Below are 25,593 nucleotides of genomic sequence, written 5' to 3' on the forward strand. Positions count from 1 at the left end.
CCCGAGGTTTGCCGTGGCTGCCTACAACCTGCGTCAATTGAAGTACTTCATCACCACCGTCGAATGCGGCAGCGTCGCCGAGGCCTCGCGCAAGCTGTACATCGCCCAACCGGCGATCTCCACCGCGATTAAAGGCCTGGAAGACAGCTTCGGCGTGCAACTGCTGATCCGTCATCACGCCCAGGGCGTGTCCCTGACGCCGAGCGGCGCGCGCTTCTATCGCAAGGCCCAGGAACTGCTGCGCATGGCCAAGGAGTTCGAACAGAACGCCCTGGCCGACAATGACGTGGTGGCCGGGCAAATCGATATCGGCTGCTTCGAAACGGTCGCCCCGCTGTACCTGCCGCAGTTGATTGCCGGGTTCTCGGCGCTGTACCCGGGGGTGAAAATCCGCATCCGCGACGGCGAGCAGCAAGAGCTGGTGCAAGGCCTCACCTCGGGCACCTTCGACCTGGCGATCCTCTATGAGCACGACCTCGACGCCACCATCGAAACCGAACCGCTGATGCCGGCGCAGCGGCCTTATGCGCTGCTGCCGGCGGATCACCGCTTTGCCCAGCTCAAGCAAGTGTCACTGCGAGACCTGTGCCTGGAGCCGATGATTCTCCTGGACGTACAACCGAGCCGGACCTACTTCGTCAGCCTGTTCGAAGAGCTGAACCTGTCGCCGAACATTGCCTTCAGCTCACCGTCGATCGAGATGGTGCGGGGGATGGTTGGACAAGGGTTTGGCTTCTCGATCCTGGTGACGCGGCCGCATTCGGAATGCACCTACGATGGCAAGAAGGTGGTGTGCGTGGACATCATCGAAGATGTCACTGGATCTGGATTGGTGGCAGCGTGGCTCAAGCGTGGGCAACTGACCAAGCCGGCGCAGTTGTTTGCGGATTATTGTCGGGAGCAGCTCACTGCAAAGGCCACGACAAGAACCTGAGTCAGGTGAGTCCTCTGTGGCGAGGGAGCTTGCTCCCGTTCGGCTGCGCAGCAGTCGCATAACCATTGTAAGCGTTGTATTTGACACACCTGGGTGGCGGATGATGGGGCCGCTTCGCGACCCAACGGGAGCAAGCTCCCTCGCCACAGGTTTTGTGTTCGGCCCCAGAGATTACTTACGCGGTTTGATCCGCGCAGTCGCCTCAGCCACCAACGGATCATCCGGCCAGTAATGCTTCGGGTACCGCCCCTTCAAATCCTTCTTCACCTCGGCATACGTGCTGCGCCAGAAGTTCGCCAGGTCCTGAGTCACCTGCACCGGCCGCCGTGCCGGGGACAGTAGATGCAGCTTCACCACTTGCCGGCCCCCGGCGATGCGCGGGGTTTCGGCCAGGCCGAACAGCTCCTGTAAACGCACGGCCAGAATCGGCGGTTGCTCGCTGTAATCCAGACGAATAGAAGAACCCGATGGCACGCTCAGATGGTGCGGCGCCAGTTCATCCAGGCGTTGCGGCAGCGGCCATGGCAGCAGATTGTGGACGATGCTCGACAGGTCCAGATTGGCGAAATGACTGAGCCGCGAGACTTTCCCCAGATATGGCATCAACCAGTGCTCAAGGCTTTTAAGCAACGCGGCGTCGCTGACATCCGGCCATTCACTTTCGCCCTTGCTGCCAAGGTCCAGCTGGCGCAACAACGCCACCCGCGCCTGCCACTGACGCAGCTCCGGGGTCCACGGCAACAGCTCCAGCCCCTTGCGGCGCACCAGATTGACCAGCGCCTGACTGCGCGCGGTTTCGTCGAGGCCCGTCAACGGTTCACGGCTGAGGATCAATTCACCGACCTTGCGCTGACGTTCGGCACGCAACACGCCTTCGCGCTCATCCCAATCCAGTTGATCGACCACGCGCACTTGCTCGGCCAACACCGAATCGAACAGCGCCGGATCGAAATCCGTCGCCAGGTAAATCCGTTCCTCACGCTGGCCCTGACGGCTGCCCAGATCAGCAATCACCAACCACGATTGCTTCATCAAACTGTCCGCTTCAGCAAACAACGCCGCACGGCCGTTGGCCAGCCGATATTCAGCGCCACCGGCCCGACGTTGCTGGGCGACGCGGTCGGGATAGGCCAACGCCAACAAGGCGCCAAGCCAGCGCGGATGATCGGGATCGCTGACCGGCTCCGACGCTTTGCCACGCAAGTAACCGCGATACTGCCGCGCCAGTTGCCGGGCGCGTTGCACGCCGCCCTGAGCACCACGAGCGGCCCGTTCTTCACCGGACAACAACACCAATCGGCTGTGCAGATCCGCTCCGGCGCCACGCAAGATATCCCGCTCGCCAAGCAATGCCGCGACATCGCAAGCCATGTCGGCCAAACCGAGCGCCTGCCCGCTCAACAACAAATGCGCGATGCGCGGATGGGCCGGCAGTTCAGCCATGGCCTGACCGTGACGGGTCAGCGCTTCGCCGTCCAGCGCGCCCAGGCGATCAAGCAGATCCTGAGCCTGTGCATAAGCCGCCACGGGCGGTACGTCGAGCCACACCAGTTGCGTCGGTGTCACGCCCCATCGTCCGAGCTGCAAGGCCAGACCGGCGAGATCGGCCGAGAGAATTTCCGCGCTGGCATAGGCCGCCAGTTGCTCGTGCTGATCCTGTGACCACAACCGATAACACACGCCCGGTTCCAGACGCCCTGCCCGACCCGCGCGTTGAGTGGCACTGGCTTTGGAAATTCGCTGTGTATCGAGCCGGGTCATGCCGCTGCCGGGATCAAAACGCGGCACCCGCGCCAACCCGGCATCGATCACCACGCGCACGCCGTTGATGGTCAGGCTGGTCTCGGCGATGTTGGTCGCCAGCACCACTTTGCGTTTGCCCGCCGGGGCCGGATCGATGGCGGCGCGTTGAGCAGACAAGTCCAGTTCACCGTGCAACGGGCAAAGCAAAACCTGTGTGCTCTCGCCCAACGCATCCGCCACCTGCTGATGAACACGCCGGATTTCCGCCTGCCCCGGCAGGAACACCAGCACGCTGCCAGTCTCATCATTCAACGCTTCGAGAATCGTCTGCACCAGACGCGGCTCGATGAACTCACCGGGCTGGAATGGCCGGCCCCAGCGCATTGTTACCGGGTACATGCGGCCTTCACTGCGCAGAATCGGCGCATCATCGAGCAACCCGGCAAGGCGTTCGCCCTCCAGGGTTGCCGACATCAAAAGGATTTTCAGCGGTTGATCGTCGCGAAACAGCTCGCGGCCATTCAGGCTCAGGGCCAAGGCCAGGTCCGCGTCGAGACTGCGCTCGTGGAACTCGTCGAAGATCAGCAGGCCAACGCCTTCAAGTGCAGGATCATCCTGCAAGCGGCGGGTGAGAATGCCTTCGGTGACCACTTCGATACGGGTGTTGGGGCCGACTTTGCTGTCGAGTCGAATGCGATAACCAACCGTTTCACCGACCTGCTCCCCCAGCTCACTGGCCAGCCGCTCCGCCGCCGCCCGCGCCGCCAAACGGCGCGGTTCAAGCATCAGAATGGTCTGCCCGGCCAGCCACGGCTCGTTGAGCAAGGCCAGCGGAACACGGGTGGTTTTACCGGCACCGGGCGGTGCTTCGAGCACGGCTTCGTGGCGTGTAGCCAAGGCTTCACGCAGGGCGGGTAAAACTTCATCAATCGGCAGAGAAATCATGCTGGCTCCACAGGGCGTGCCCACAGTAAATTGCGAGTCGCGTTGAAGTTGTGGGCGTGCCAGGCAAGGCGCGGGACGCTGGTAAGGGTCGTTTCCTTACCAAGTCTCGCAACGCAGCATGGCGCGTCCACAGCTTCAGCCCGTAGGGCCGAACCCCGATAAAATTTATCAGCCGTTACACGTGGTTGATCTGGAAAAAACAACTTCAGTACTCAACTATTCCAGGAAGGGGTGAGACGCGGCCGCAATTTACTGTGGGCACGCCCTGCCGCCGCGAGTATAACGGCGAACTGCTCGGCGTTCGTCGCGGTCCTAATTCATATAGACGACGCTTCGTTTACCAGATGACTCAGGAGATTTCCTATGCGTGTTCCCTTTCGCCTGATTGGCGGTGTTTTGGTCGCCACCCTGCTCACCCAAGTGACCGCTTGCGGATCGATTTTCTACCCTGATCGCCGTGGGCAGATTGACGGCAAGATCGACCCGGCCATCGCGGCGCTGGATGCCGTGGGTCTGCTGTTCTACATCATCCCCGGCCTGATCGCGTTTGCCGTGGACTTCGCCACCGGTGCGATTTACTTCGAGCCTGGCCGCACGGCCCAGGTGGCCCCGGAAAAACTCAAGGAAGCGATCGGCGCCGACGGCAAGGTCGATAACCATAAGTTGCAGACCATTCTCGAAACCGAACTGGGCCGCAGCTTCCCGCTGGACGACCCACGCCTGATTCAACACAAGGGCAGCGCCCAGCAACTGGCCATGTTCGGCCTGCAACCTGCCGCGTAACCCGTGCATGTAAAGGAATAGCCGCACCTATGATTTCCAGCTCCGAACACGCCCGCCTGCTGCGGCTGGCGACCCGTGCCTCGGTGGCGGTGGCGTGTACGCTGATCGTCGCCAAAGCCATCGCCTGGTGGTTGAGCGGCTCGGTGAGCATGCTCGCCGGGCTCACCGACTCGGCGCTCGACGGCGTCACGTCACTGCTCAACTTGCTGGCGGTGCATTACGCCTTGCGCCCGGCCGATGACGATCACCGTTATGGGCATGGCAAGGCCGAGTCGCTGGCGGGCATGGCTCAAGCGCTGTTCATTGGTGGCAGTGCGGTGTTGATTGCCCTGCAGGCGATCGAGCGGCTGAAACATCCGGAACCGGTGGGAGCGCCGTGGATCAGCATCGGGGTGATTGTCTTCTCCCTGGCGCTGACCCTGGCGTTGCTGATGTTGCAACATCGGGTGGTCAAGGCCACCGGCTCGAACGCGGTGCGCGCCGACTCCCTGCACTACCGCTCGGACATGCTGCTCAATGGCAGCATTCTGGTGGCGCTGGTGTTGGCCGGGTTGGGCTGGCATCAGGTCGACCCTTGGTTCGGGCTGGGAATCGCTGCGTACATTTTCTGGAGCGCAATTCAGATCGCCCGGGAGAGTTTTACGGTGTTGATGGATGAGGAGCTGCCACCGGACGTGAGCCAGCACATGCTCGAACTGGCCTGCGGCGTACCGGGGGTGCTGGGTGCGCATGACCTGCGCACGCGAATTTCCGGCAGCCAGTGGTTCGTGCAGTTGCATCTGGAATTGCCGGGAGACCTGACCCTGTCAGTCGCCCATGGCATCAGCGATCAAGCCGCCGATGCGATTCACGCCGCTTACCCGCGAGCCGAAGTGCTGGTGCACGCCGACCCGCAGGAAGTAGTACTGGCGGCAAGGACTCAGAAGGAAACCTGATAACCGCGACTGCTCAGGCAATTACCCTGGGCCTGTCGGTAAGCTTGCACCACTGAGGGGTCTGGCTGGTAGGTGGCCGTCCGCGGATTGAAGCCACTCTGCTGCACCGCGTATTGATAGCACTCGTAACCGTCCCGGGTGACCTGCTCCGGCGACTGGCCGTTGGCCGGATAGGCCTCCACGTCGTAACTGTTGCTGACCGGTTGCGGCTGCGGTTGCGACTGCATCGGCGGCTCGACCACCACGTAATCCTGAGAGCTTTCCTGATAGGCGTAATACGAACCGGCCGCCAGGAACAGCAGCGTCCCGCCGATCCACACCTCACGCGCGTAATCGGGCAAGTAGCTGACCCTAATTCCCCGAGGCGGTTGAACCACCACATAACGCGGGCCTTGCGGGCGATACCAGTAGCCGCCGGAAAAGAAATAATCCCGACCACCATAAGGCACGCGGTAGTCGCGGTCCGGGAAGCGGTCGATCACATGACCCGGGCGATACTGCGGGCCGGGGCCCCAGCCATTACCGTGCCCGTCCGGACGACCGGCCCAACGGCGATCATCGGGACGCGGACCGTTGTTCTGCCAGTGCTGGTTGTAATCGTTGCGTCTCGGAACGTCCTGATAGTAACCACGTTGCGGCTGCTGGGTCTGGCGCACGGCGTCGGGGCGACTCTGGATCGGCAGGTCATTGGCCGGTAGCTGCGGCGGTGGCGGCGGTGAGCGAACAGGATTGTTGTAGTTGGGCTGCTGACGGTTCTGCCATTGGCCGTTGTTCTGATTCTGGCCGTTTTGCTCGAACTGGCGGCTGTTGTCGCCACGAATGATGTCGTTGTTCTGCGGGCGCGGCTGATTATTGCCGCCATGCCCCTGATTGTTGCCCTGACGGCCGTCCGATCCACGCTGCCCGTCATCGGGGCCACGGTTTTGCTGATCATCGGCCAGCGATTGCGCAGTGACACTCACACACAGCAAACCAACACCGGCCAAACGCCAGATGCGCGACTTCATGCTTTTCCTCACTGCGGGTTAGGGCCTGTACGTAAGACTGGGAAAGTACAGGGCGGTTCTGCAACAGGTTATCAGTCGCGCAACTTATTTATTGAGGGTGGCCGACAAATTCCGGGCAAAAGAAAAGGGAGACCCGTCGGCCTCCCTTTGAGAACTTCGTCCGTGCTCGACGCTTATGACGTCGGCTCACCTCACGCCGTCTTCTGGACAGTGTGTAGCTCGGGGGCCGGCACATCCCCTGTGGGGGTGGCGGCCGCCGCCGGCCTGATTCGGCGAGCGGCTGTGGACTGTTTGTCCGAGCAGTGATTCTGGTGATAAGAATAGGCCGGACGCGCCGACAGAGGATTGCGAAGATTGCTCAATTAAACATCACTTGCGCAATTTTTAACCCTGGATAGATAATCTGCCGCAATAGTTATGACAAAGGCCTGATTGATGAGCAAACTCGACCGATACGACTTGAGCATTTTGGCGGAGTTGCAGCGTGACGCGCGCATCTCCAACCAGGAGCTGGCCGAACGCATCGGCCTGTCGCCGTCGCCTTGCTCGCGCCGGGTCAAGCAACTGGAAGACGACGGCTACATCACCCGCCAGGTGGCGCTGCTGGACCGCAAGATGCTCGGCTTGAGCCTCACGGCTTACGTGCTGATCGGCATGGACCGACACACGCCGGAGCGTTTCGAGAACTTTGAAGCCGCCATTCGCACGTTGCCGCAGGTACTGGAATGCAGTCTGGTCACGGGGATGGATGCGGATTATCAGCTCAAGGTGGTGGTGCCGGACATGGATCACTACCAGAAACTGCTGCTGGGACATTTGACCCGGATTGAAGGGGTGACGAGTGTGCGGTCGAGTTTTGTGTTGAACCAGGTGTTGAACAGTACTGAGCTGCCGTTGACTCATTTGCGTAGCTGAGGACGCCTTCGCGGGCAAGCCTCGCTCCTACAAGGGCTCGAGCAAAACCTGTAGGAGCGAGGCTTGCCCGCGAAGGGGCCGTTACAGGCGACGAATAGCTGCGACACACTGCCGCAGGTCAATACTGCGCGAATACTACGTGACGTATACTCCAGCGCGTTTTAGCCCCGCCCGCGCTGGAGATATTCAATGGATCCTGCAGTATTCGAAGAGTGGATGATGACTGGACTGGTCAGCATCCTGATCATTTTCATGGGTTTCATCGTCTGGGATCTGGCGAAGAAATCCAAGGCCGGACGCTTTGGCTCGGTCATCCTGTTCTCCGTACTGGGCTTGGGCGTGGCCGCGTTCGTGATCAAAAGCGTGGTGATCGGCCTGATCGAATCCGGCGCGTTATAAGCGCGCCGGCACTTCCTTCCACTGGCCCTGATCGAGCCCTTCGATCGTCCAGTCGCCGATTCTGACCCGTACCAGACGCAACGTCGGCAAGCCGACCGCCGCCGTCATGCGCCGCACCTGACGGTTGCGCCCCTCGCGAATCACCAGCTCAAGCCAACTGGTCGGCACGCTTTTGCGAAAGCGCACCGGCGGGTTGCGTGGCCACAGTTCGGGTTCCTCAAGCTGCCGCGCTTCGGCGGGCAAGGTCATGCCGTCATTCAGTTCGACGCCCTCACGCAAACGCTGCAACTGCTCAGCGCTCGGCTCGCCCTCCACTTGCACCCAGTAGGTCTTCGCCAGTTTGTGTTTCGGGTCGGCGATTCGCGCTTGAAGCTGGCCATCGTTGGTCAGCAGCAGCAAACCTTCACTGTCACGGTCCAGCCGTCCTGCCGGGTAGATCCCCGGAATCTCGATGTAATCCTTGAGCGTCGCCCGCCCTTCTCCGTCACTGAACTGCGTCAGCACATCGAACGGTTTGTTGAACAGAATCAGCTTCGGCTCGGCCGGTGGCGCTTTGGCGACACGGCGCGGGGCTGATGGCGGGTTGTTCGCGCCAGGGCGGCGAGAAACGGGACGTTGAGGACGCGACATGGGAAAAGGAACATCTAACGGTCAGGGCTGCTAATGCTAGTGCCCCGACCGCTAAATGGCCATGACTGTTAGCGGAACGGCGGCTCGTCGAAGCTGCGCAGTTTGCGTGAGTGCAGCGAGTTGAGTTCGGTGCGCAACAGATCCACCGCCTCGATGCCGATCTTCAAGTGCTGGCTGACCGCGCGCTCATAGAAGGCGTTGGCCGAACCCGGCAGCTTGATTTCGCTGTGCAGCGGTTTGTCCGAAACGCAGAGCAACGTGCCGTACGGCACCCGCAAGCGATAGCCTTGCGCTGCGATGGTGCCGCTTTCCATGTCCACCGCCACGGCGCGGGACAAGTTGATCAGCGGACGCTCCTGAGCCCAGCGCAACTCCCAGTTACGGTCGTCGTAAGTCAGTACGGTGCCGGTGCGCAGGCGTTTCTTCAGCTCGTCGCCCTTCTCGCCGGTGATGTTGGCCGCCGCTTGCTGCAAGGCCATCTGCACTTCGGCCAGGGCCGGGATCGGAATGTTTGGCGGCACTACGCGATCGAGAATCCCGTCGCGGCGCATATAAGCGTGAGCCAAAACGTAATCACCAATGGTCTGCGACTGACGCAAGCCACCGCAGTGGCCGATCATCAACCAGCAATGTGGACGCAGCACCGCCAAATGGTCGGTGATGTTCTTGGCGTTGGACGGGCCGACGCCGATATTCACCAGGGTCACGCCATGGCCATCGGTGGCGATCAGGTGATAGGCCGGCATTTGATAGCGGTGCCACACCACTCCGGCAGCAATGGCCGAGGCTTCGCCGTGGTCCATGCTTTTTTCGATGATCACGTTGCCCGGCAACACCATGCGCACGAAACGCGGATCGCTGCGCAACTGTTCCAGGCCATGGACGATGAACTGGTCGACATAGCGATGGTAGTTGGTCAGCAGAATCCACGGCTGCACATGACGCCAGTCGCTGCCGGTGTAATGCACCAGACGGCGCAGCGAGAAATCCACCCGCGCGGCATCGAACAGGGCCAGTGGCAGTGGATCGGTGTTTTCCCAATCGTACAGACCATCGGCGATGCCGTCGGTCGCGGCTGACAGGTCGGTGCTCGGGAACACCCGCGCCAGCACGGCCGCGGTGACGCCGGAGCCGGCCAGCTCATCGCCCTGCTCGACCACGTACGGATAAGGAATGTTTTGCTGGCTGATGCCGACTTCCACGGTTACGGTGAAGTCGTGCATCAACGGCACGAGTTGTTCCAGCAGGTATTTACGGAAGGCCGCCGGATGGGTGACGGTGACGCTGTAGGTTCCGGGCAGCTGAACCTTGGCATAGGCGCGCGTGGTCTGCGGGACTTCGCCCTGGCAGTGGTAGGTCAGACGCAGTTCGGGATAACGAAACATCGCACGCTGTTCCGCGTCCGGTTCAACTCGATCCTTGAGATAACGCTTGAGCGCCTGGTTCAGCGCAGTGGTTGCACGATTGTGCAAGAGCGCAAGCCGGTCCACGGCTTGCTCGGCGGTTTGAACGACAATAAAAGCTTCGGTCACGATCAGCATCCTGTGTTCTGACTTGCAGAGCTTCATCTTGCCTGCATCGTCGCTTCACGGGAACAGTGGTGTGTTGTCTATGTGTACAGAGAACACCTGTAGGAGTGAGCCGGCTCCGGGCGGCGTTCCGACGATAGCGGTGTGTTAGTCAACATCACTGTTGAATGTCAATCCGTCATCGTCGGAACGCCGCCCGGAGCCGGCTCACTCCTACAGATTTTTACAGTGCCTGCGGTGTCGAGCGGGCGACAATGGCTTCCACATCCACCCCTCGCGGCAACGCACCGTATACCCGGCCACCGCCATCCAGGCGACTGGCGATAAACCCATCGCTGACGACAGAGTTGCCCGCCTCCAGCAACAACTTGGCCTGCAACCCAAGAGCAATGTCTTCGGTCAATTGCCGTGCGCGGTATTGAATGTCGCTGGTGTCCTTGAACGCCGTCTGCAATTGGCTGATGTGCGCGGCCAAGCGTTTATCGCCGTGACCATCGCCCAACTCGCTGAACAACACATCGAGCACACCCGGCTCCTTCGACAGCGCCCGCAACACGTCCAGGCATTGCACGTTGCCGGAACCTTCCCAAGTCGAATTGACCGGCGCCTCACGGTACAGGCGCGGCAGGATGCTTTCCTCGACATACCCGGCGCCGCCCATGCATTCGGCGGCTTCGTTGATCATTGCGGGCGCGCGTTTGCAGATCCAGTACTTGCCCACCGCCGTCACCAGTCGGGCGAACTTGGCTTCATGGCTGTCATCCAGATGGTCCAGCGCCTTGCCCATGCGCAGGCTCAAGGCCAGGGCCGCTTCGCTTTCCAGCGCCAGATCGGCCAGTACGTTCTGCATCAACGGCAGTTCGCTGAGCAGCTTGCCGCCGACGCTGCGGTGACCGCAGTGATGGCTGGCCTGGGTCAGCGCCTGACGCATCAAGGCGCTTGAACCGACCATGCAATCGAAGCGAGTCATGGCGACCATTTCAATGATGGTCGGAACGCCGCGCCCTTCTTCGCCGACCATCCACGCCAGCGCACCGCGGAACTCCACCTCGCTGGAGGCATTGGAGCAATTGCCGAGCTTGTTCTTCAGGCGCTGGATGTAGAACTGATTGCGTGTGTCGTCCGGGCGATGGCGTGGCAGCAGGAAACAGGTCAAACCCTTGTCCGTCTGCGCCAACGTCAGGAAGGCATCGCACATCGGCGCGGAACAGAACCACTTGTGACCCACCAACTCATAGGCCTGGCCCGGGCCACTGGCGCCAACCGGATACGCCTTGGTGGTGTTGGCCCGCACGTCAGTGCCGCCCTGTTTCTCGGTCATCGCCATGCCGATGGTGACACCGGCCTTGTGGGTCATGCCAACATTACGCGGGTCGTATTCGGTCGAGAGGATTTTCGGCAGCCACTGCTCGGCCAGATCCGGTTGCAGGCGCATCGCCGGGACACTGGCGAAGGTCATGGTCAGCGGGCAACCACTGCCGGCTTCGGCCTGGCTGTGCAGGTAAGTCATGGACGCACGAGCCACATGGGCACCGAGCTGCGGATGCGCCCAGGGCAACGAGGTCAGACCGTGCTCGACCGCCGTGCGCATCAAGTCGTGATACGCCGGGTGAAATTCCACCAGGTCGATGCGATGGCCGTAACGGTCATGGCTGACGAACACCGGTTTGTTCTGATTGGCCAGGAACCCTGCTTCCATCAGCGGCCCGCCGGCCAATGCGCCATACGCGTCGATCCGCGACTCGGCCCAACCGGCACCAAAACGCCGCGACCACTCCTGCAAGGGCAGGTCGATGCGGTAGAGGTTGGTGCCGTCCAGCGACGGTGGCTGGTTGGTGACTTCGTGGGTTTCGGCGAACTGATGCAGGTTCATGACGGGGCTCCTTTGGTCAGCCAAGGCATTCAGTTAAGCACCGCCCCCTGACCGAACAAAGTGTCATATCCGCCTAAATGTCGGCGCTTTCGCCTTGCCCCGGATTGAGCACACGCCGATAGAGCGCCGCTTGCAAATCCTCGAATTTCACTGGTTTGTTCAGGTAATCGATCAAGGCGCCGGTCGGGCAGCGCTCCCGATCGGCGCTCAGGGCAACCACGAACACCGGCAACTCGGCACAACCCGGCAAGGCGCGGATCTGGCAGCACAGGGAGGTGCCATCCAGCGTCGGCATCTGACTATCGAGCAAGACCGCATCGAAGGTTTCACGCTGCAAGAGATCGAGCGCGGCAGCACCGCTGTCGGTGGCGCGCACCCGGAAACCGAGCTTGAGCAACATGCCACGCATCACCAGTTGATTGATGCTGTTGTCATCCACCAGCAGCACCGTGCAGTCCTGAGGCAATCGAAGACGGGGAAACTCACGGGTCATCAAGGGCACGGCCGGGCGCTCGACCACGGGCAATTCAAACTCGACGTCCAGCTGGAAACGGCTACCGCTGCCGGGCTCGGACCGATGGGTCAGACGCCCGCCGAGCAACTCGACCAGTTGCCGACAGATCGCCAGGCCTACCCCCAGACCGCCGTATTCGCGGGTCATGGAACCGTCGAGCTGGAAGAAGCGCTGATACATCGTCGCCTCCCCCAGATCGGTGAAACCGATACCGGTGTCGATTACCGCAAACGACAACGACACCCGACCGCTTTCTACCGGTTTGCCCGTCACGCGCAGTGCCAGCCCGCCGACCCGGGTGAACTTGATGGCGTTGTCCAACAAGCACTCCAGGCATTGCGCCAGCTTGACGCTGTCGCCATTCAAGCGATCCGGCAAGCCCGGCATCACTTCGACTTTGAAGTCCAGCGACTTGCTTGAAGCATTGCTCTCGAACTGGGTGCGCAAGGTTTCGACCACGCCACGCAAACTGAACGTTGCCGGACTGGCCTTGAGCTTGCCGGCCTGCAATTCGGTCAGGGTGAGGATGCCGTTGACCATGCGCATCATGTCTCGCGCAGAACCGGCGGCGGTTTGCTGGTATTGCTCCAGTTCCGGGTCCATCTCGACGGTCTGCATCAATTCAAGTGAACCGATCACACCGTTCATGGGCGTGCGCAATTCGTGGGTCAGGGTGGCGAGGAACTCGTCTTTGAGCTTGTTGCTGTGGGCCAACTGCTGGTTCAGCACTTCGAGTTTTTGACCGGCATCAAACAGCGTCTGCGCCTGCTGCTCGCGCATGGCGTTGATGCGGTCGGCCAAGGCCAGTGACAGCAGCGCCACTTCGATGGCCGAACCGATCTGGCTGGAATACATTGTCAGGAACACGTTCGGCAGGTAACCCAACACCATCATGGTGTTGACGATGCCGCCGAGCAGGAACGCCGACCAGGCAATGATGAAATACCGCGCCACCCGCAACCCACGCAACCAGGCGCACAACCCGGCGATGAAAATCACCACGGTGAAGACCAGCGCCAAGGCGGTCGCCAGACGCAAGGCCAGGGCGTAGCTGGCCATTAATGACAAGCCGATCACCACCGCACTGAACGCAATTAACGCCAGCAGTAAACGGTCGAGCCAGCGACTGTGGCTGGCCGTCTGCAAAAAGCTGCGGGCGAACTGGCTGCCGAACAGACCTGCACAACCGATGAAAAACGGCGTCGAGGCATTGGCCCACCATGGATTGTCGGGCCAGAAATATTCCACCGCGGCGCCGTTCACCGACAGCTGATACAGGCCGAATGAAGCGATGTAGAAAATGTAATAGAGGTAGCTGGTGTCGCGCACGCTGAGGTAGATGAACAGGTTGTAGACCACCATCCCCAACAACACGCCATAGATCAGCCCCAGCACATAAAGGCGCACCGGTTGTTCTTCCAGGTAAGCGGTGCTCGACCACAAGGTGACTGGTGCCTGAACTGACCCTTCGCTTTGCAGGCGCAGGTACACCGTTTGCACCTGGTCAGGGATGAAATTCAGATCGAACAGGTAGTTGTTCTGGCGCAGTTCGCGACTGGCGAACGGTAGCGCATCGCCTGTTTGCCGGACCAATTGAAAGTCACCGCCAGCATCGGGCAAATAGAGATCGAGGTGATCGAGGGGCGGATAGGCCAGTTCCAACAGCCAGGTCCGTTGCGCCGCCGGGTTGGTCGGACGGTAATGCAGATCGATTTTCAGCCAGAACACCGAACGCGAATAACCGGCGTTGAGGGTGGCTTTATCGTGGGGCTTGAAGTTTCCGGCCGCGGCCTGCGCACGAACATCGGCGATGGTCGCTTGACCGCCCGCGTCTTCGTACACCTGCAGGGCTCGGCCCAACGGAAGGCTCTGGGTGAACTCATCGAATTCGACGGCGCTCGCCATGAGGGGCAAGCACAACAGCAACATTAGCAAATAGCGCATTTAAGCCCCAGCGTGGCCTGTCCGGTTATCTCAGGAAGCCCCTCATTCCCTTTGAGTAGACGTAAAACCGGTATTACCTGTTATTGGTTGGATCCACTCTAGCATAGCCGTTGATGGCCATTGAGCACCATTGAAATTTTTCCTGCAAAGGCTCTAGTACGGGCGTTCCAGCGGTATGATTGGAGCAGACCTGTTTGTACGGTCAGCTTGTGTCAATGCATCGGCCGCTTCACCCATTCCTGTAGCTGGCGAAGCCTGCATTCGGCTCGGGCCGCGTTCGGACGCAGCAGTCGTGAAATCAGGCAGTGCGGTTTGTCAGGCGAACCGTGTATGCCGGTTTTACGACTGCTGCGTCCGAACGCGGCCCGAGCCGAACGCAGGCTTCGCCAGCTGCTATGTATGGACTCGCCCCCACTGTCTACTCGCTTTTGAAAAACCGCCGCCCCGTTGCATCTATGTATTAGGCCTATTCGAGGAAGCCGTCTTCGGCTTCTGGCCAAAATTGGAAGAGCTCGTGGTATGCCGATTACAGTCAGGCCTCGAAGGCCAGTAGCAGCTAAGGCATCAATCCACGCCGGTCTTACCTGGGGTCAATTTTTTTTCAGCAAAGGGCCGGACAGTTAGTACCTCGGTGGCAGAACTCTGTCGCTCAGTGGCTCATCGTCGCTTGCTGGCCATCACCAGCCTGGCGACGATAAGTCTGGTCATTCTGTAGAAGCACCCAGACGATTCGCAGGTTGCGGTTGGCTAGCCTGATCGCAGCCTCCTTACGACCCAGCCGGCTCATCCAGCGCAACAAGCGGCGGTCATCGGGTTGCTGGGAATCAGGTCGTAGTTGCTGCAGTACCGCATGGGCTCCCTGGATCATCAGGCTGCGTAAATAAACATCGCCTCGCTTGGTCATGCCCCCCAGCCGGACCGTCTGCCCGCTGCTGTGCTGGTCAGGCACCATGCCAAAGTACGCGGCAAACTTGCGGGCATTGGGAAATCGCTCAGGCTTGGTTTCCTTGGCCACCAGTGCCGTGGCAGTGACTGGGCCGATGCCGCGCACAGTCATCAGTCGCTTCGCCGTCATGTCGGCGTTGGCAGCCACTTCCAGGCGCCCCGTCAGCACGCTGATGCGTTCGCCCAAATGGCGCCACTCGGCCAACAGTTCGTCGATCAGTTCACGCAGCAGGCCCGGCACCGGCTGGGTGGCATCTTCCAGGACCCGCGGAATTTTCTGGCTGATCGCAACATCGCCCTGCGCCAAGGCCACGCCATGCTCGAGCAGCAGGCCGCGCATCTGATTGCTCACCGCCGTGCGTCGACGCACATAGCCTTGGCGGGCCCGATGCAACGCCTGCATTGCCAGCGCCGCAACGCTTTTGACCGGCACTGCGTAGATCTTTTCATCGCGACCAGCCCGCAGAATCGCCAGCGCATCGTTGCGATCATTTTTAGGCCCGCTACGATGTGTGGCCACCAAACGGGCTGGAAGAATCCGCGCCAGATTGCCTTGGTCTTGCAGCTGCCGGGCCCAGGCTTGAGCACCCGGACCGGTCTCCATCAGAACCACGACATGAGGCGGCAACTGGCGTAGAAACTCATAAAACGCCTCGCGCGACTTGATCCGTTGCTCGTAGTGCACCTGGCCGAGGACGTCTTCACCGGCGACCTGAAAGACCTGCTTGGCCAGATCGATCGCCACGGTTGTGCAGGCCGACAAATCGGAAGAAGACAGGGATTGATCAATCGAAGTATGCTTTTTCATGGACTCGCCCTCGCTGTCGTTGGCTGTTTAGACTGCCACCGTGGCGCATTGACGCCTCGGCTTGGGCGAGTCCATCCAATTACCAGTCCCTCTCATGACTCGTTGGTCGACTGGTGGTAAGCTCGCGCACCATGAATATCTACAGCTCTCGCCCCGTTGTCCTCTGTCTCTCCGGCCACGACCCAAGTGGTGGCGCCGGCTTGCAGGCAGATATCGAAGCCCTGCTCGCTCAGGGTTGTCATGCGGCCCCGGCCGTCACCGCCCTGACCGTGCAAGACACGGTCAACGTCACTGACTTTCGCGTGCTCGACCGCGAGTGGGTGCTGGCCCAGGCCAATGCCGTGCTCAACGACTCCGAAGTCGCTGCCGTGAAACTGGGCATGCTCGGTTCCCTGGAGATGGTCGACACCGTGGTCGAACTGCTTTCGGCGCACCCGCATTTGCCGGTGGTCTGTGATCCGGTGCTGCGCGCCGGTGGCGGCGGACGACTGGGCAAAGATGAAGTCGGCTACGCCATGCGCGAACGGCTGCTGCCGCTGTCGATCATCGCGACCCCTAACCTTCCCGAAGCGCGCATCCTCGCCGAACTGCCCGAAGGCACCGCGGACGAATGCGCTGAAAAACTCTTGCCGTTCGTCAAACACCTGCTGATCACCGGCGGCCATGGCGACGAACACGAAATCCACAACCGCCTGTACAGCCGCGACGGCCATCGCGAAACCTTTACCTGCCAACGCCTGCCCGGCAGTTATCACGGTTCTGGTTGCACCTTGGCCAGCGCCCTCGCCGGTCGCCTGGCTCAAGGTGAAAACCTCGCCAGCGCCGTGCAGACCGCACTTAACTACACTTGGCGTACCCTGCGTGATGCAGAGCAGCTGGGCAAAGGCCAGTTCGTGCCGCGTCGCCTGCCGCTGGATTTCTGTTCGTAACTTTCTATTCGCACTGCGGTGAGGCTTGTCCGATGAAACTACGTGGCCTGTACGCCATTACCGACAGCCAGTTGCTGGCCGGTAAATTTCTTTCGTACGTGGAGGCGGCGCTGGAAGGCGGCGTCACCCTGCTGCAATACCGCGACAAGAGCAGCGACGAGGCCCGGCGTTTGCGAGAGGCCGAAGCCCTGCGCGATCTGTGCGACCGCTACAAGACACAGCTGATCATCAACGACGACGCCGAACTGGCCGCTCGCTTGAACGTGGGCGTACACCTGGGCCAGACCGATGGCCCGCTGTCACCGACTCGCGCCCTGCTCGGCTCCAAGGCAATTATCGGTTCGACCTGCCATGCGCAGCTCGAACTCGCCGAACAAGCGGCCAAGGAAGGCGCGAGTTATGTCGCCTTCGGCCGTTTCTTCAACTCCAATACCAAACCCGGCGCACCGACTTGCAGTCTCGACCTGCTCGACCAGGCCCGCAGCAAACTGCACCTGCCGATCTGCGCGATTGGCGGCATCACCCTGGACAACGCCGCGCCGCTGGTGGCCCACGGGGTCGACTTGCTGGCGGTGGTGCATGGCCTGTTTGGTGCCGACAGCACGGCTGAAGTGACCCGCCGCGCCCGCGTCTTTAATGAATTACTGAAAATCTGATTTGAGAGCCCGATCATGTCTCGTTCCGAAACCCTGTTTGCCAATGCCCAGAAACACATCCCCGGTGGCGTGAACTCGCCTGTTCGCGCATTCAAAAGCGTGGGCGGCACGCCGTTGTTCTTCAAGCACGCGGAAGGCGCCTACGTCACCGACGAAGACGACAAACGTTACGTTGACTACGTCGGCTCCTGGGGTCCGATGATTCTCGGCCACAGCCACCCGGACGTGCTGGACGCGGTGCGTAAACAGCTGGAACACGGTTTGTCCTACGGCGCCCCGACCGCGATGGAAACCGAGATGGCGGATCTGGTCTGCTCGATCGTGCCATCGATGGAAATGGTGCGCATGGTCAGCTCCGGCACCGAAGCGACCATGAGCGCCATCCGTCTGGCCCGTGGTTTCACCGGTCGCGACAACATCATCAAGTTCGAGGGCTGCTACCACGGTCACTCCGACAGCCTGCTGGTCAAGGCCGGTTCCGGCGCCCTGACCCAGGGCGTGCCGAGCTCGGCCGGTGTGCCGGCGGATTTCGCCAAGCACACCCTGACCTTGCCGTTCAACGACATCGACGCAGTCGAAGCCATGCTCGCCGACGTCGGCCAGGACGTGGCCTGCATCATCGTCGAGCCGGTGGCTGGCAACATGAACTGCGTACCCCCGGCGCCAGGTTTCCTCGAAGGCCTGCGGACCCTGTGCGACAAGCACGGCGTGGTGCTGATTTTCGACGAAGTGATGACCGGTTTCCGGGTTGCCCTCGGCGGCGCACAAGCGCACTTCGGCGTGACGCCGGACCTGAGCACTTTCGGCAAGATCATCGGTGGCGGCATGCCGGTCGGTTGCTTCGGCGGCAAGCGCGAAATCATGTCGCACATCGCGCCACTGGGTCCGGTCTATCAGGCTGGCACTCTGTCGGGTAACCCGCTGGCGATGGCTGCGGGCCTGACGACGCTTCGTCTGATCAGCCGTCCTGGCTTCCACGACGAACTGAGCGACTACACCAGCCGCCTGCTCGATGGTCTGCAACAGCGCGCCGATGCCGCGGGCATTCCGTTCGTGACCACTCAGGCCGGCGGTATGTTTGGTCTGTACTTCAGCGGTGCCGACGACATCGTGACCTTCGATGACGTGATGGCCAGCGACGCCGCACTGTTCGGTCGTTTCTTCCACTTGATGCTCGAAGGCGGCGTGTACCTGGCGCCGAGTGCTTTCGAAGCGGGCTTCACCTCGATCGCTCATGGCGACACCGAGTTGAAACTGACGCTGGATGCCGCCGAACGTGCATTCGCCGCATTGAAATAACGTTGTGCCGCTGACGTTGGCGACTGCCGGCGTCAGCTTTCACCTGGATTTGCACCCTTATTTCTGTGCTTCTGCTAATAATCCCCCGCAAATGGGGCGATATATTCCCCGCGCAGCAGAAAAACGAGTAAAGACTTTGTAAGGTTGGCCCTGCTTATTTCATAATGCGCGCTTATTGGATCCCCTCGATGGGTCCGCGCGCCCTTCAGAGGTAAGTCGATTCCCATGAACCGCACCGGCCGCGCCCTTTCACTGGGCTGCCTGTTGCTCCTTCAGCCCTTGCTTGCGCTCGCACAAGCAGGCGGCAACTCGTTGTTAATCCCAGCGATGGGTCGCTGCACCCTCAATACTCAGCCGCAAGACCTGACGCAAGCGCTCGCTGCCTGCCAGAAAGCGTCGGATGAAGGGGATGCACAAGCGCAATACGAGTTGGGTGAGTTCTACTACGACGGCAAAAACACCCCGCGCGACCTCAAGATAGCCCTGGGCTATTTCGAAAAGGCCTCGCTGCAAGGCCACGCACAGGCGCAATTCAAACTCGGCACCATGTTCTTTCACGGCGAAGGCGTGCCGGCCAATAACGTTCAGGCGTATATCGTGCTGAAAATGGCCGCGGTCAACGGCGCGGAAGATGCGCTGGATACAGCCGACGAAGTGGCCGAGAAGATGCCCCGCGAAGATCTCGAAGTCGCTACTCAGGTGCTCGGGCAAATCTTTCGCAAATACCTGATGGAATTGCAAAGCGCCGATGGGCGTACGCCGTTTTCGCCCCTTCCCTGATTTCTGTGCCGATCTTTTTGGCCCCTTCGCGGGCAAGCCTCGCTCCTACAAGAGCAGCGTCAGTCCTGTAGGAGCGAGGCTTGCCCGCGAAGGGTGCGACTCGGTCTTACTTCTCAGGCATCGGCATCGGAAACGGCATGACATTGCCGACCGCGCCGCGGGCTTCGCTGATTTTCGGAGTGCCCAGGCGTTCTACTTCGTCGATGCGCACAATCGAATGCATCGGCACGAAACTGCGCACCACGCCCTCGAATTGAGCTTTCAACTTCTCTTCGCTCGGGTCGACGACAACTTGTGTGCGCTCGCCAAAGACGAACTCTTCCACTTCCAGGAAGCCCCACAGATCACTTTGATAGATCTGCTTGGCATACATTTCGTACACCTGGCCCTGATTGAGGAAAATCACCTTGTAGATTGGGGCTTCACGTTTGGTCATGGTGGGCGGGCAACACATCGGGGATAAAAATGAGGGCGCGAACTATAGCATAGCCACCGGACGCACAGCGGTAGGAACCTGGGGACATGTTCCCTATAATGCGCGGTTCTTTGAATCACGTGATGACTGTGTCCATGGCCAAGAAGCTTTACATCGAAACCCACGGTTGCCAGATGAACGAGTACGACAGCTCGCGCATGGTCGATCTGCTGGGTGAACATCAGGCCCTGGAAGTTACCGCTCGCGCTGAAGACGCCGACGTGATCCTGCTCAACACCTGCTCCATTCGTGAACGCGCCCAGGACCGGGTGTATTCCCAACTCGGCCGCTGGCGCGAACTGAAACTGGCCAACCCGGACATGGTGATCGCCGTCGGCGGTTGCGTAGCCAGCCAGGAAGGCGCCGCCATCCGCGATCGCGCCCCGTATGTGGACGTGGTCTTTGGCCCGCAGACCCTGCACCGCTTGCCGGAAATGATCGACGCCGCACGCGCCACCAAGTTGCCGCAAGTTGACGTTTCGTTCCCGGAAATCGAAAAGTTCGACCACTTGCCCGAGCCGCGCATCGATGGCCCGAGCGCGTATGTGTCGGTCATGGAAGGTTGCAGCAAGTACTGCACATTCTGCGTGGTGCCTTATACCCGCGGCGAAGAGGTCAGCCGGCCGTTTGATGACGTGATTGCCGAGATCATTCACCTCGCCGAAAACGGCGTGCGGGAAGTGACGCTGCTGGGTCAGAACGTCAACGGTTATCGCGGGAAGACTCACGACGGACGTCTGGCGGATCTCGCCGAGCTGATCCGCGTGGTGGCCGCCGTCGATGGCATCGACCGGATTCGCTACACCACCTCGCACCCGCTGGAATTCTCCGACAGCCTGATCCAGGCCCACGCCGATGTGCCGGAACTGGTGAAACACCTGCACTTGCCGGTGCAATCGGGTTCGGACCGCATTCTCTCGGCGATGAAGCGCAACCACACCGCGCTGGAATACAAATCCAAACTGCGCAAACTGCGCGCCGCCGTGCCGGGGATCTGCATCAGCTCGGACTTCATCGTCGGCTTCCCGGGCGAGACCGAAAAAGACTTCGAACAGACCATGAAGCTGATCGAAGACGTCGGTTTCGACTTCTCCTACTCGTTCGTCTATAGCCAGCGCCCGGGCACCCCGGCGGCAGACCTGGCCGACGAGACGCCGGAAGAACTGAAAAAAGAACGCCTGAACGCGCTGCAGCATCGCCTGAACCAGCAAGGCTTCGAAATCAGCCGACAAATGGTCGGTTCGATCCAGCGGATCCTGGTGACCGATTATTCGAAAAAAGACCCCGGCGAGCTGCAAGGACGGACCGAGAATAACCGTATCGTCAACTTCCGCTGCGACACTCCGACCTTGATTGGCCAGTTCGCCGACGTGCACATCGACGCCGCGCAGCCGCACTCGCTGCGCGGCTCGCTGTTGTAGGAGCGATGCTTGCTCGCGAAGGTCGCGCCGCGATCTGTCTGACAGATCGCGTTATCGTTCTTCGCGGGCAAGCCTCGCTCCTACAGGACGGTGTTTGGCCTTGGGTTATTTAAGAGCTTTCGCACCCAGCCCGCTGGCGTTATCCTTGATTTCATCTCAATTGCCCCAGGGCGGCTAAATACGACCTTGAACGCACCCATAGAACCACATCGTTTTATCCTCGAGCCCTTTGAGGCCCGTCGCTTCGCCAATCTGTGCGGGATGTTCGACGAGCACCTGCGCCTGATCGAGCAACGCCTGACCATCGAGATCCGCAACCGCGGAAACCAGTTCGAGCTGATCGGCGACCCCAAGCACACCACCTCCGCGGAAAACCTCCTGCGCCGCCTGTACCGGGAAACCAAGGGTACCGAGCTGTCGCCGGACATGGTTCACCTGTTCCTGCAGGAATCGGCCGTCGAAGAGCTGGACAATGTCTCCCCCGCTGAACCCTCCGTCGCCCTGCGCACCAAAAAAGGCATGATTCGCCCTCGCGGCTTGAATCAGCTGCGCTACGTGAAGGAAATTCTCGGTAACGACATCAATTTCGGCATCGGTCCGGCCGGTACCGGCAAGACCTATCTGGCCGTTGCCTGTGCGGTCGACGCGCTGGAACGCGAGCAGATTCGGCGCATCCTGCTGGTGCGTCCCGCGGTTGAAGCGGGCGAAAAGCTCGGCTTCCTGCCGGGCGACCTGTCGCAGAAGATCGACCCGTACCTGCGCCCGCTCTACGATGCACTCTACGAAATGCTCGGCTTCGAACACGTCGCCAAACTGATCGAGCGTCAGGTGATCGAAGTGGCGCCACTGGCCTACATGCGCGGTCGCACGCTGAACAACAGTTTCATCATCCTCGACGAAAGCCAGAACACCACCGTCGAACAGATGAAGATGTTCCTGACCCGGATCGGCTTCGGCTCCACGGCCGTCATCACCGGTGACATCACCCAGGTCGACCTGCCGAAAGGCACCAAGTCCGGGCTGCACCATGTGATTGAAGTGCTCAAGGACGTACCGGGCATCAGCTTCACCCATTTCGAATCCAAGGACGTTGTGCGCCATCCACTGGTGCAACGCATCGTCGAAGCCTACGAGCGCTTCGAGAATCGCGTGGCAGACGAAACGCCAAAGGACAGTCGCCGCGATGCTTGAGCTTGATCTGCAACTGGCTACCCAAGCGCCTGCCCCCAGCGAAGCCGAATTCCGCCAATGGTGTGAACTGGCCCTGCGCCAGCGCACCGCCGACTCCGAAATGACCATTCGCCTGGTCGACGAAGCCGAAGGCCGTGAGCTGAACCACACCTGGCGGCAGAAGGATTACGCCACCAACGTCCTGTCGTTTCCTGCCGATGTGCCTGACGAGTTTCTCGACATCCCGCTGCTGGGCGATCTGGTGATCTGCGTGTCGGTGGTCGAGCGCGAAGCCGCCGAGCAAGGAAAGGAACTAAAGGCCCATTGGGCACATCTGGTGATTCACGGCTGCTTGCATCTACTGGGTTACGACCATATAGATGACGACGAAGCCGAAGAAATGGAAGCACTGGAACGAACGTTGCTTGCCGAGTTGGGCTATCCCGACCCTTATGCGGACGACGAAACAGACACAACCCCTATCGTGACAACAAAGGATTCAGAGTAATCGCTATGAGCGAAGATCGATCGAGCAACGGGCAAAAGTCTTGGCTGGGTAAGCTCACCCAGGCTTTTGCCCACGAGCCGAAGAACCGCCAGGAGCTGCTGGAGCTGCTGCGCGACGCACACCAGAACAAACTGTTGGACAGCGAAGCGCTGGCCATCGTCGAAGGTGCCATCCAGGTTGCGGACCTGCAAGTACGGGACATCATGGTCCCGCGCTCGCAGATGATCAGCATCAAGGCGACCCAGACACCTCGCGAGTTCCTGCCTGCCGTGGTCGACTCGGCCCACTCCCGCTACCCGGTCATCGGCGAAAGCCACGATGACGTGATGGGCGTGTTGCTGGCCAAGGACTTGCTGCCGTTGATCCTCAAGGAGAACGGCGACAGTTTCAACATCAAGGATCTGCTGCGCCCGGCCACCTTCGTGCCGGAGTCCAAGCGCCTGAATGTGCTGCTGCGTGAATTTCGCGCCAACCACAACCACATGGCCATCGTCATTGACGAATACGGCGGCGTGGCGGGCCTGGTGACCATCGAAGACGTGCTGGAACAAATCGTCGGCGACATCGAAGACGAGCACGACGTCGAAGAAGACAGCTACATCAAGCCGCTGCCCAGCGGTGACTTCCTGATCAAGGCCCTGACGCCGATCGAGAACTTCAACGAGTTCTTTGACAGCGAATTCTCCAACGACGAATTCGACACCGTGGGCGGCCTGGTGATGAGTGCGTTCGGGCACTTGCCAAAACGCAACGAAATCACTGAAATCGGCCCTTATCGCTTCCGCATCCTGAACGCCGACAGCCGTCGGATTCACTTGCTGCGCCTGACTCCAATTGCTCGGTAATTCCTAAGGATTGAAATGCACCGTCTGACCCGTCCCGGCTGGCCCGGTAACCTGCTGGCCGTGGCGGCCGGTGCACTCACAACCCTGGCCCTGGCGCCATTCGATATCTGGCCGCTGGCATTGCTGGCAGTCGGCTTCTTTTATGCCGGTTTACGCGAGCTGAGCCCCCGTCAGGCCTTGGGCCGTGGCTGGTGTTTCGGTTTCGGCCTGTTTGGCGCCGGCACCAGCTGGATCTATTACAGCATCCACCACTTCGGCGGCGCTTCGGTGTTGCTGGCCGGTTTCCTGATGCTGATCTTCACGGCGGCGATTGCCTGGTTCTTCGCCCTGCCCGCCTGGATTTGGGCGCGCTGGCTGCGTCGTAACGAAGCGCCGCTGGCGGATGCCTTGGCGTTTGCCGCGCTGTGGGTCGGCCAGGAAGCCTTTCGTGGCTGGTTTCTCACCGGGTTCCCATGGCTCTACTCCGGATACAGCCAGCTCGACGGCCCGTTGGCCGGGCTCGCGCCCGTCGGCGGGATGTGGCTGATTTCCTTCACCCTGGCCCTGACCGCTGCGTTGATCTACAACGCTTTGCGTCTGGTGCGTACGGGCCGTAAAGGTTTCATCGCCGCCGGTGTCTTGCTGTTAGTCGGCCCCTGGGTGGCCGGCATGGCGTTGAAAGAGCACGCCTGGACCAGTCCGGCGGGCCCGGCGCTGAGCGTCGCCGCCATTCAGGGCAATATCGAACAAAGCATGAAGTGGGACCCGGCGCAGCTCAACGCGCAGTTGGCGCTGTACCGCGACATGAGTTTCAGCTCCAAACCGGTCGACCTGCTGATCTGGCCGGAAACGGCCGTCCCGGTGCTCAAGGAGTCCGCCGAGGGCTACCTGAACATGATGGGAAATTTCGCCGCAGAGCGTAAGTCTGCGCTGATTACCGGCGTACCGATCCGCCAGGAAGTCCGCCACGAGAAACGCTTCTTCAACGGCATTACCGTCATCGGTGAAGGTGACGGCACTTATCTCAAGCAGAAGCTGGTGCCGTTTGGCGAATACGTTCCGTTGCAGGACGTGTTGCGCGGGCTGATCGCATTCTTCGATCTGCCGATGTCCGACTTTGCCCGTGGCCCGGCGGACCAGGCCATGCTGCAAGCGAAGGGCTATCAGATCGCACCGTTCATCTGCTACGAAGTGGTCTACCCGGAATTCGCCGCCAGCCTGGCGGCTCGCAGTGATTTGCTGCTGACCATCAGCAACGACACCTGGTTCGGCACCTCCATCGGCCCGCTGCAACATTTGCAGATGGCGCAGATGCGCGCGCTTGAGGCGGGCCGCTGGATGATCCGCGCCACCAACAACGGCGTGACGGGCCTGATCAACCCGTTCGGTCAGATCACGGTGCAGATTCCGCAGTTCGAACGCGGCATCCTGTACGGCGAAGTCGTGCCAATGCACAACCTGACGCCTTACCTGGAATGGCGTTCGTGGCCGCTGATCATCGTTTGCGTATTGTTGTTTGGCTGGGCACTGGTGGCGAGCCGGATGGCGAAAACCGTCTGAGGATTTGTGGTGCCAGTAAAAGATCGCAGCCTCGTTTCCCCGACAGCGGCTACAGGAGATTGCGTAC

The 25,593-nt window shown here is 60.7% G+C and carries 22 protein-coding genes; 14 read left to right on the plus strand and 8 right to left on the minus strand.

Annotated elements, in window-relative coordinates; translation table 11 throughout:
• Positions 1-13 precede the first annotated feature (13 nt).
• Positions 14-934: a LysR substrate-binding domain-containing protein gene (locus ACYZTY_RS24575; protein WP_461959397.1), complete on the plus strand. Its 921-nt coding sequence runs from the start codon at positions 14-16 to the stop codon at positions 932-934.
• 171 nt (positions 935-1,105) lie between these two features.
• Here the strand turns inward: ACYZTY_RS24575 and hrpB are convergent, their stop codons facing one another.
• Complete coding sequence (gene hrpB / locus ACYZTY_RS24580; RefSeq protein WP_461955837.1) at positions 1,106-3,622, minus strand: ATP-dependent helicase HrpB; 2,517 nt, start codon at positions 3,620-3,622, stop codon at positions 1,106-1,108.
• A gap of 363 nt (positions 3,623-3,985) precedes the next feature.
• On the opposite strand from hrpB, the gene ACYZTY_RS24585 reads away from it, so the two are divergent.
• Both ACYZTY_RS24585 and ACYZTY_RS24590 read left to right on the plus strand, forming a co-directional pair.
• Positions 3,986-4,405: a polyribonucleotide nucleotidyltransferase gene (locus ACYZTY_RS24585; RefSeq protein WP_438661373.1), complete on the plus strand. Its 420-nt coding sequence runs from the start codon at positions 3,986-3,988 to the stop codon at positions 4,403-4,405.
• 29 nt (positions 4,406-4,434) lie between these two features.
• Positions 4,435-5,340 (plus strand): cation diffusion facilitator family transporter, encoded by a 906-nt coding sequence (locus tag ACYZTY_RS24590; protein WP_461955838.1) that lies wholly within the window; start codon positions 4,435-4,437, stop codon positions 5,338-5,340.
• On the opposite strand, the gene ACYZTY_RS24595 is transcribed toward ACYZTY_RS24590, so the two are convergent.
• Positions 5,325-6,347: a DUF6515 family protein gene (locus tag ACYZTY_RS24595; RefSeq protein WP_461955839.1), complete on the minus strand. Its 1,023-nt coding sequence runs from the start codon at positions 6,345-6,347 to the stop codon at positions 5,325-5,327. The two genes, ACYZTY_RS24590 and ACYZTY_RS24595, sit on opposite strands and share 16 nt — an antisense overlap.
• 435 nt (positions 6,348-6,782) lie before the next feature.
• Here ACYZTY_RS24595 and ACYZTY_RS24600 point away from each other — a divergent pair, with 435 nt between their 5' ends.
• Both ACYZTY_RS24600 and ACYZTY_RS24605 read left to right on the plus strand, forming a co-directional pair.
• The gene (locus ACYZTY_RS24600) at positions 6,783-7,262 is read left to right on the plus strand and encodes an Lrp/AsnC family transcriptional regulator (RefSeq protein WP_007894448.1); all 480 of its coding nucleotides are present in this window, start codon (positions 6,783-6,785) and stop codon (positions 7,260-7,262) included.
• Positions 7,263-7,451: 189 nt separating this feature from the next.
• Positions 7,452-7,661, plus strand: coding sequence for a DUF2788 domain-containing protein (locus ACYZTY_RS24605; RefSeq protein ID WP_109635094.1), 210 nt, complete (start codon positions 7,452-7,454; stop codon positions 7,659-7,661).
• Here ACYZTY_RS24605 and ACYZTY_RS24610 read toward each other — a convergent pair.
• The 5 genes from ACYZTY_RS24610 to ACYZTY_RS24630 form a co-directional block, all read right to left on the minus strand.
• Entirely contained in the window at positions 7,656-8,291 is a 636-nt protein-coding gene (locus tag ACYZTY_RS24610; protein WP_461955840.1) for a pseudouridine synthase, read from the minus strand. The genes ACYZTY_RS24605 and ACYZTY_RS24610 overlap by 6 nt on opposite strands.
• A gap of 68 nt (positions 8,292-8,359) precedes the next feature.
• Positions 8,360-9,859: an AMP nucleosidase gene (gene amn, locus ACYZTY_RS24615; RefSeq protein WP_461955841.1), complete on the minus strand. Its 1,500-nt coding sequence runs from the start codon at positions 9,857-9,859 to the stop codon at positions 8,360-8,362.
• A gap of 184 nt (positions 9,860-10,043) precedes the next feature.
• On the minus strand, positions 10,044-11,693 hold the full coding sequence (locus ACYZTY_RS24620) for an acyl-CoA dehydrogenase family protein (protein WP_461955842.1): 1,650 nt from the start codon (positions 11,691-11,693) through the stop codon (positions 10,044-10,046).
• 73 nt (positions 11,694-11,766) lie between these two features.
• A complete protein-coding gene (locus ACYZTY_RS24625; protein ID WP_461955843.1) occupies positions 11,767-14,151 on the minus strand; it encodes a hybrid sensor histidine kinase/response regulator in 2,385 nt (794 codons plus the stop codon).
• 649 nt (positions 14,152-14,800) lie between these two features.
• Entirely contained in the window at positions 14,801-15,859 is a 1,059-nt protein-coding gene (locus tag ACYZTY_RS24630; protein ID WP_461959254.1) for an IS110 family RNA-guided transposase, read from the minus strand.
• Positions 15,860-16,035: 176 nt separating this feature from the next.
• Between ACYZTY_RS24630 and ACYZTY_RS24635 the strand changes: the two genes are divergently transcribed.
• The 4 genes from ACYZTY_RS24635 (at position 16,036) to ACYZTY_RS24650 (ending at position 19,568) form a co-directional block, all read left to right on the plus strand.
• Positions 16,036-16,833 carry a hydroxymethylpyrimidine/phosphomethylpyrimidine kinase gene (locus ACYZTY_RS24635; protein ID WP_403102581.1) on the plus strand — a complete coding sequence of 266 codons (798 nt, stop codon included), beginning with the start codon at positions 16,036-16,038 and terminating at the stop codon, positions 16,831-16,833.
• Positions 16,834-16,865: 32 nt separating this feature from the next.
• Positions 16,866-17,489 (plus strand): thiamine phosphate synthase, encoded by a 624-nt coding sequence (gene thiE, locus ACYZTY_RS24640; protein WP_461955844.1) that lies wholly within the window; start codon positions 16,866-16,868, stop codon positions 17,487-17,489.
• Positions 17,490-17,504: 15 nt separating this feature from the next.
• On the plus strand, positions 17,505-18,788 hold the full coding sequence (hemL, locus tag ACYZTY_RS24645) for a glutamate-1-semialdehyde 2,1-aminomutase (RefSeq protein ID WP_461955845.1): 1,284 nt from the start codon (positions 17,505-17,507) through the stop codon (positions 18,786-18,788).
• Positions 18,789-19,013: 225 nt separating this feature from the next.
• On the plus strand, positions 19,014-19,568 hold the full coding sequence (locus tag ACYZTY_RS24650) for a tetratricopeptide repeat protein (protein WP_461955846.1): 555 nt from the start codon (positions 19,014-19,016) through the stop codon (positions 19,566-19,568).
• Positions 19,569-19,674: 106 nt separating this feature from the next.
• Here the strand turns inward: ACYZTY_RS24650 and ACYZTY_RS24655 are convergent, their stop codons facing one another.
• Entirely contained in the window at positions 19,675-20,004 is a 330-nt protein-coding gene (locus tag ACYZTY_RS24655) for a DUF1820 family protein (RefSeq protein ID WP_007894425.1), read from the minus strand.
• A gap of 134 nt (positions 20,005-20,138) precedes the next feature.
• Here ACYZTY_RS24655 and miaB point away from each other — a divergent pair, with 134 nt between their 5' ends.
• The 5 genes from miaB (at position 20,139) to lnt (ending at position 25,526) form a co-directional block, all read left to right on the plus strand.
• A complete protein-coding gene (gene miaB / locus ACYZTY_RS24660; RefSeq protein ID WP_461955847.1) occupies positions 20,139-21,464 on the plus strand; it encodes a tRNA (N6-isopentenyl adenosine(37)-C2)-methylthiotransferase MiaB in 1,326 nt (441 codons plus the stop codon).
• 186 nt (positions 21,465-21,650) lie between these two features.
• Complete coding sequence (locus ACYZTY_RS24665) at positions 21,651-22,655, plus strand: PhoH family protein (protein WP_131063080.1); 1,005 nt, start codon at positions 21,651-21,653, stop codon at positions 22,653-22,655.
• On the plus strand, positions 22,648-23,142 hold the full coding sequence (gene ybeY, locus ACYZTY_RS24670; RefSeq protein WP_461955848.1) for an rRNA maturation RNase YbeY: 495 nt from the start codon (positions 22,648-22,650) through the stop codon (positions 23,140-23,142). Before ACYZTY_RS24665 ends, ybeY begins: the two co-directional genes overlap by 8 nt.
• Before the next feature lie 5 nt (positions 23,143-23,147).
• On the plus strand, positions 23,148-23,987 hold the full coding sequence (locus ACYZTY_RS24675) for an HlyC/CorC family transporter (RefSeq protein WP_109635113.1): 840 nt from the start codon (positions 23,148-23,150) through the stop codon (positions 23,985-23,987).
• A gap of 15 nt (positions 23,988-24,002) precedes the next feature.
• A complete protein-coding gene (lnt, locus tag ACYZTY_RS24680) occupies positions 24,003-25,526 on the plus strand; it encodes an apolipoprotein N-acyltransferase (protein WP_461955849.1) in 1,524 nt (507 codons plus the stop codon).
• Positions 25,527-25,593: the final 67 nt, after the last annotated feature.

It is taken from the genome of Pseudomonas sp. LB1P83, from assembly GCF_054897885.1.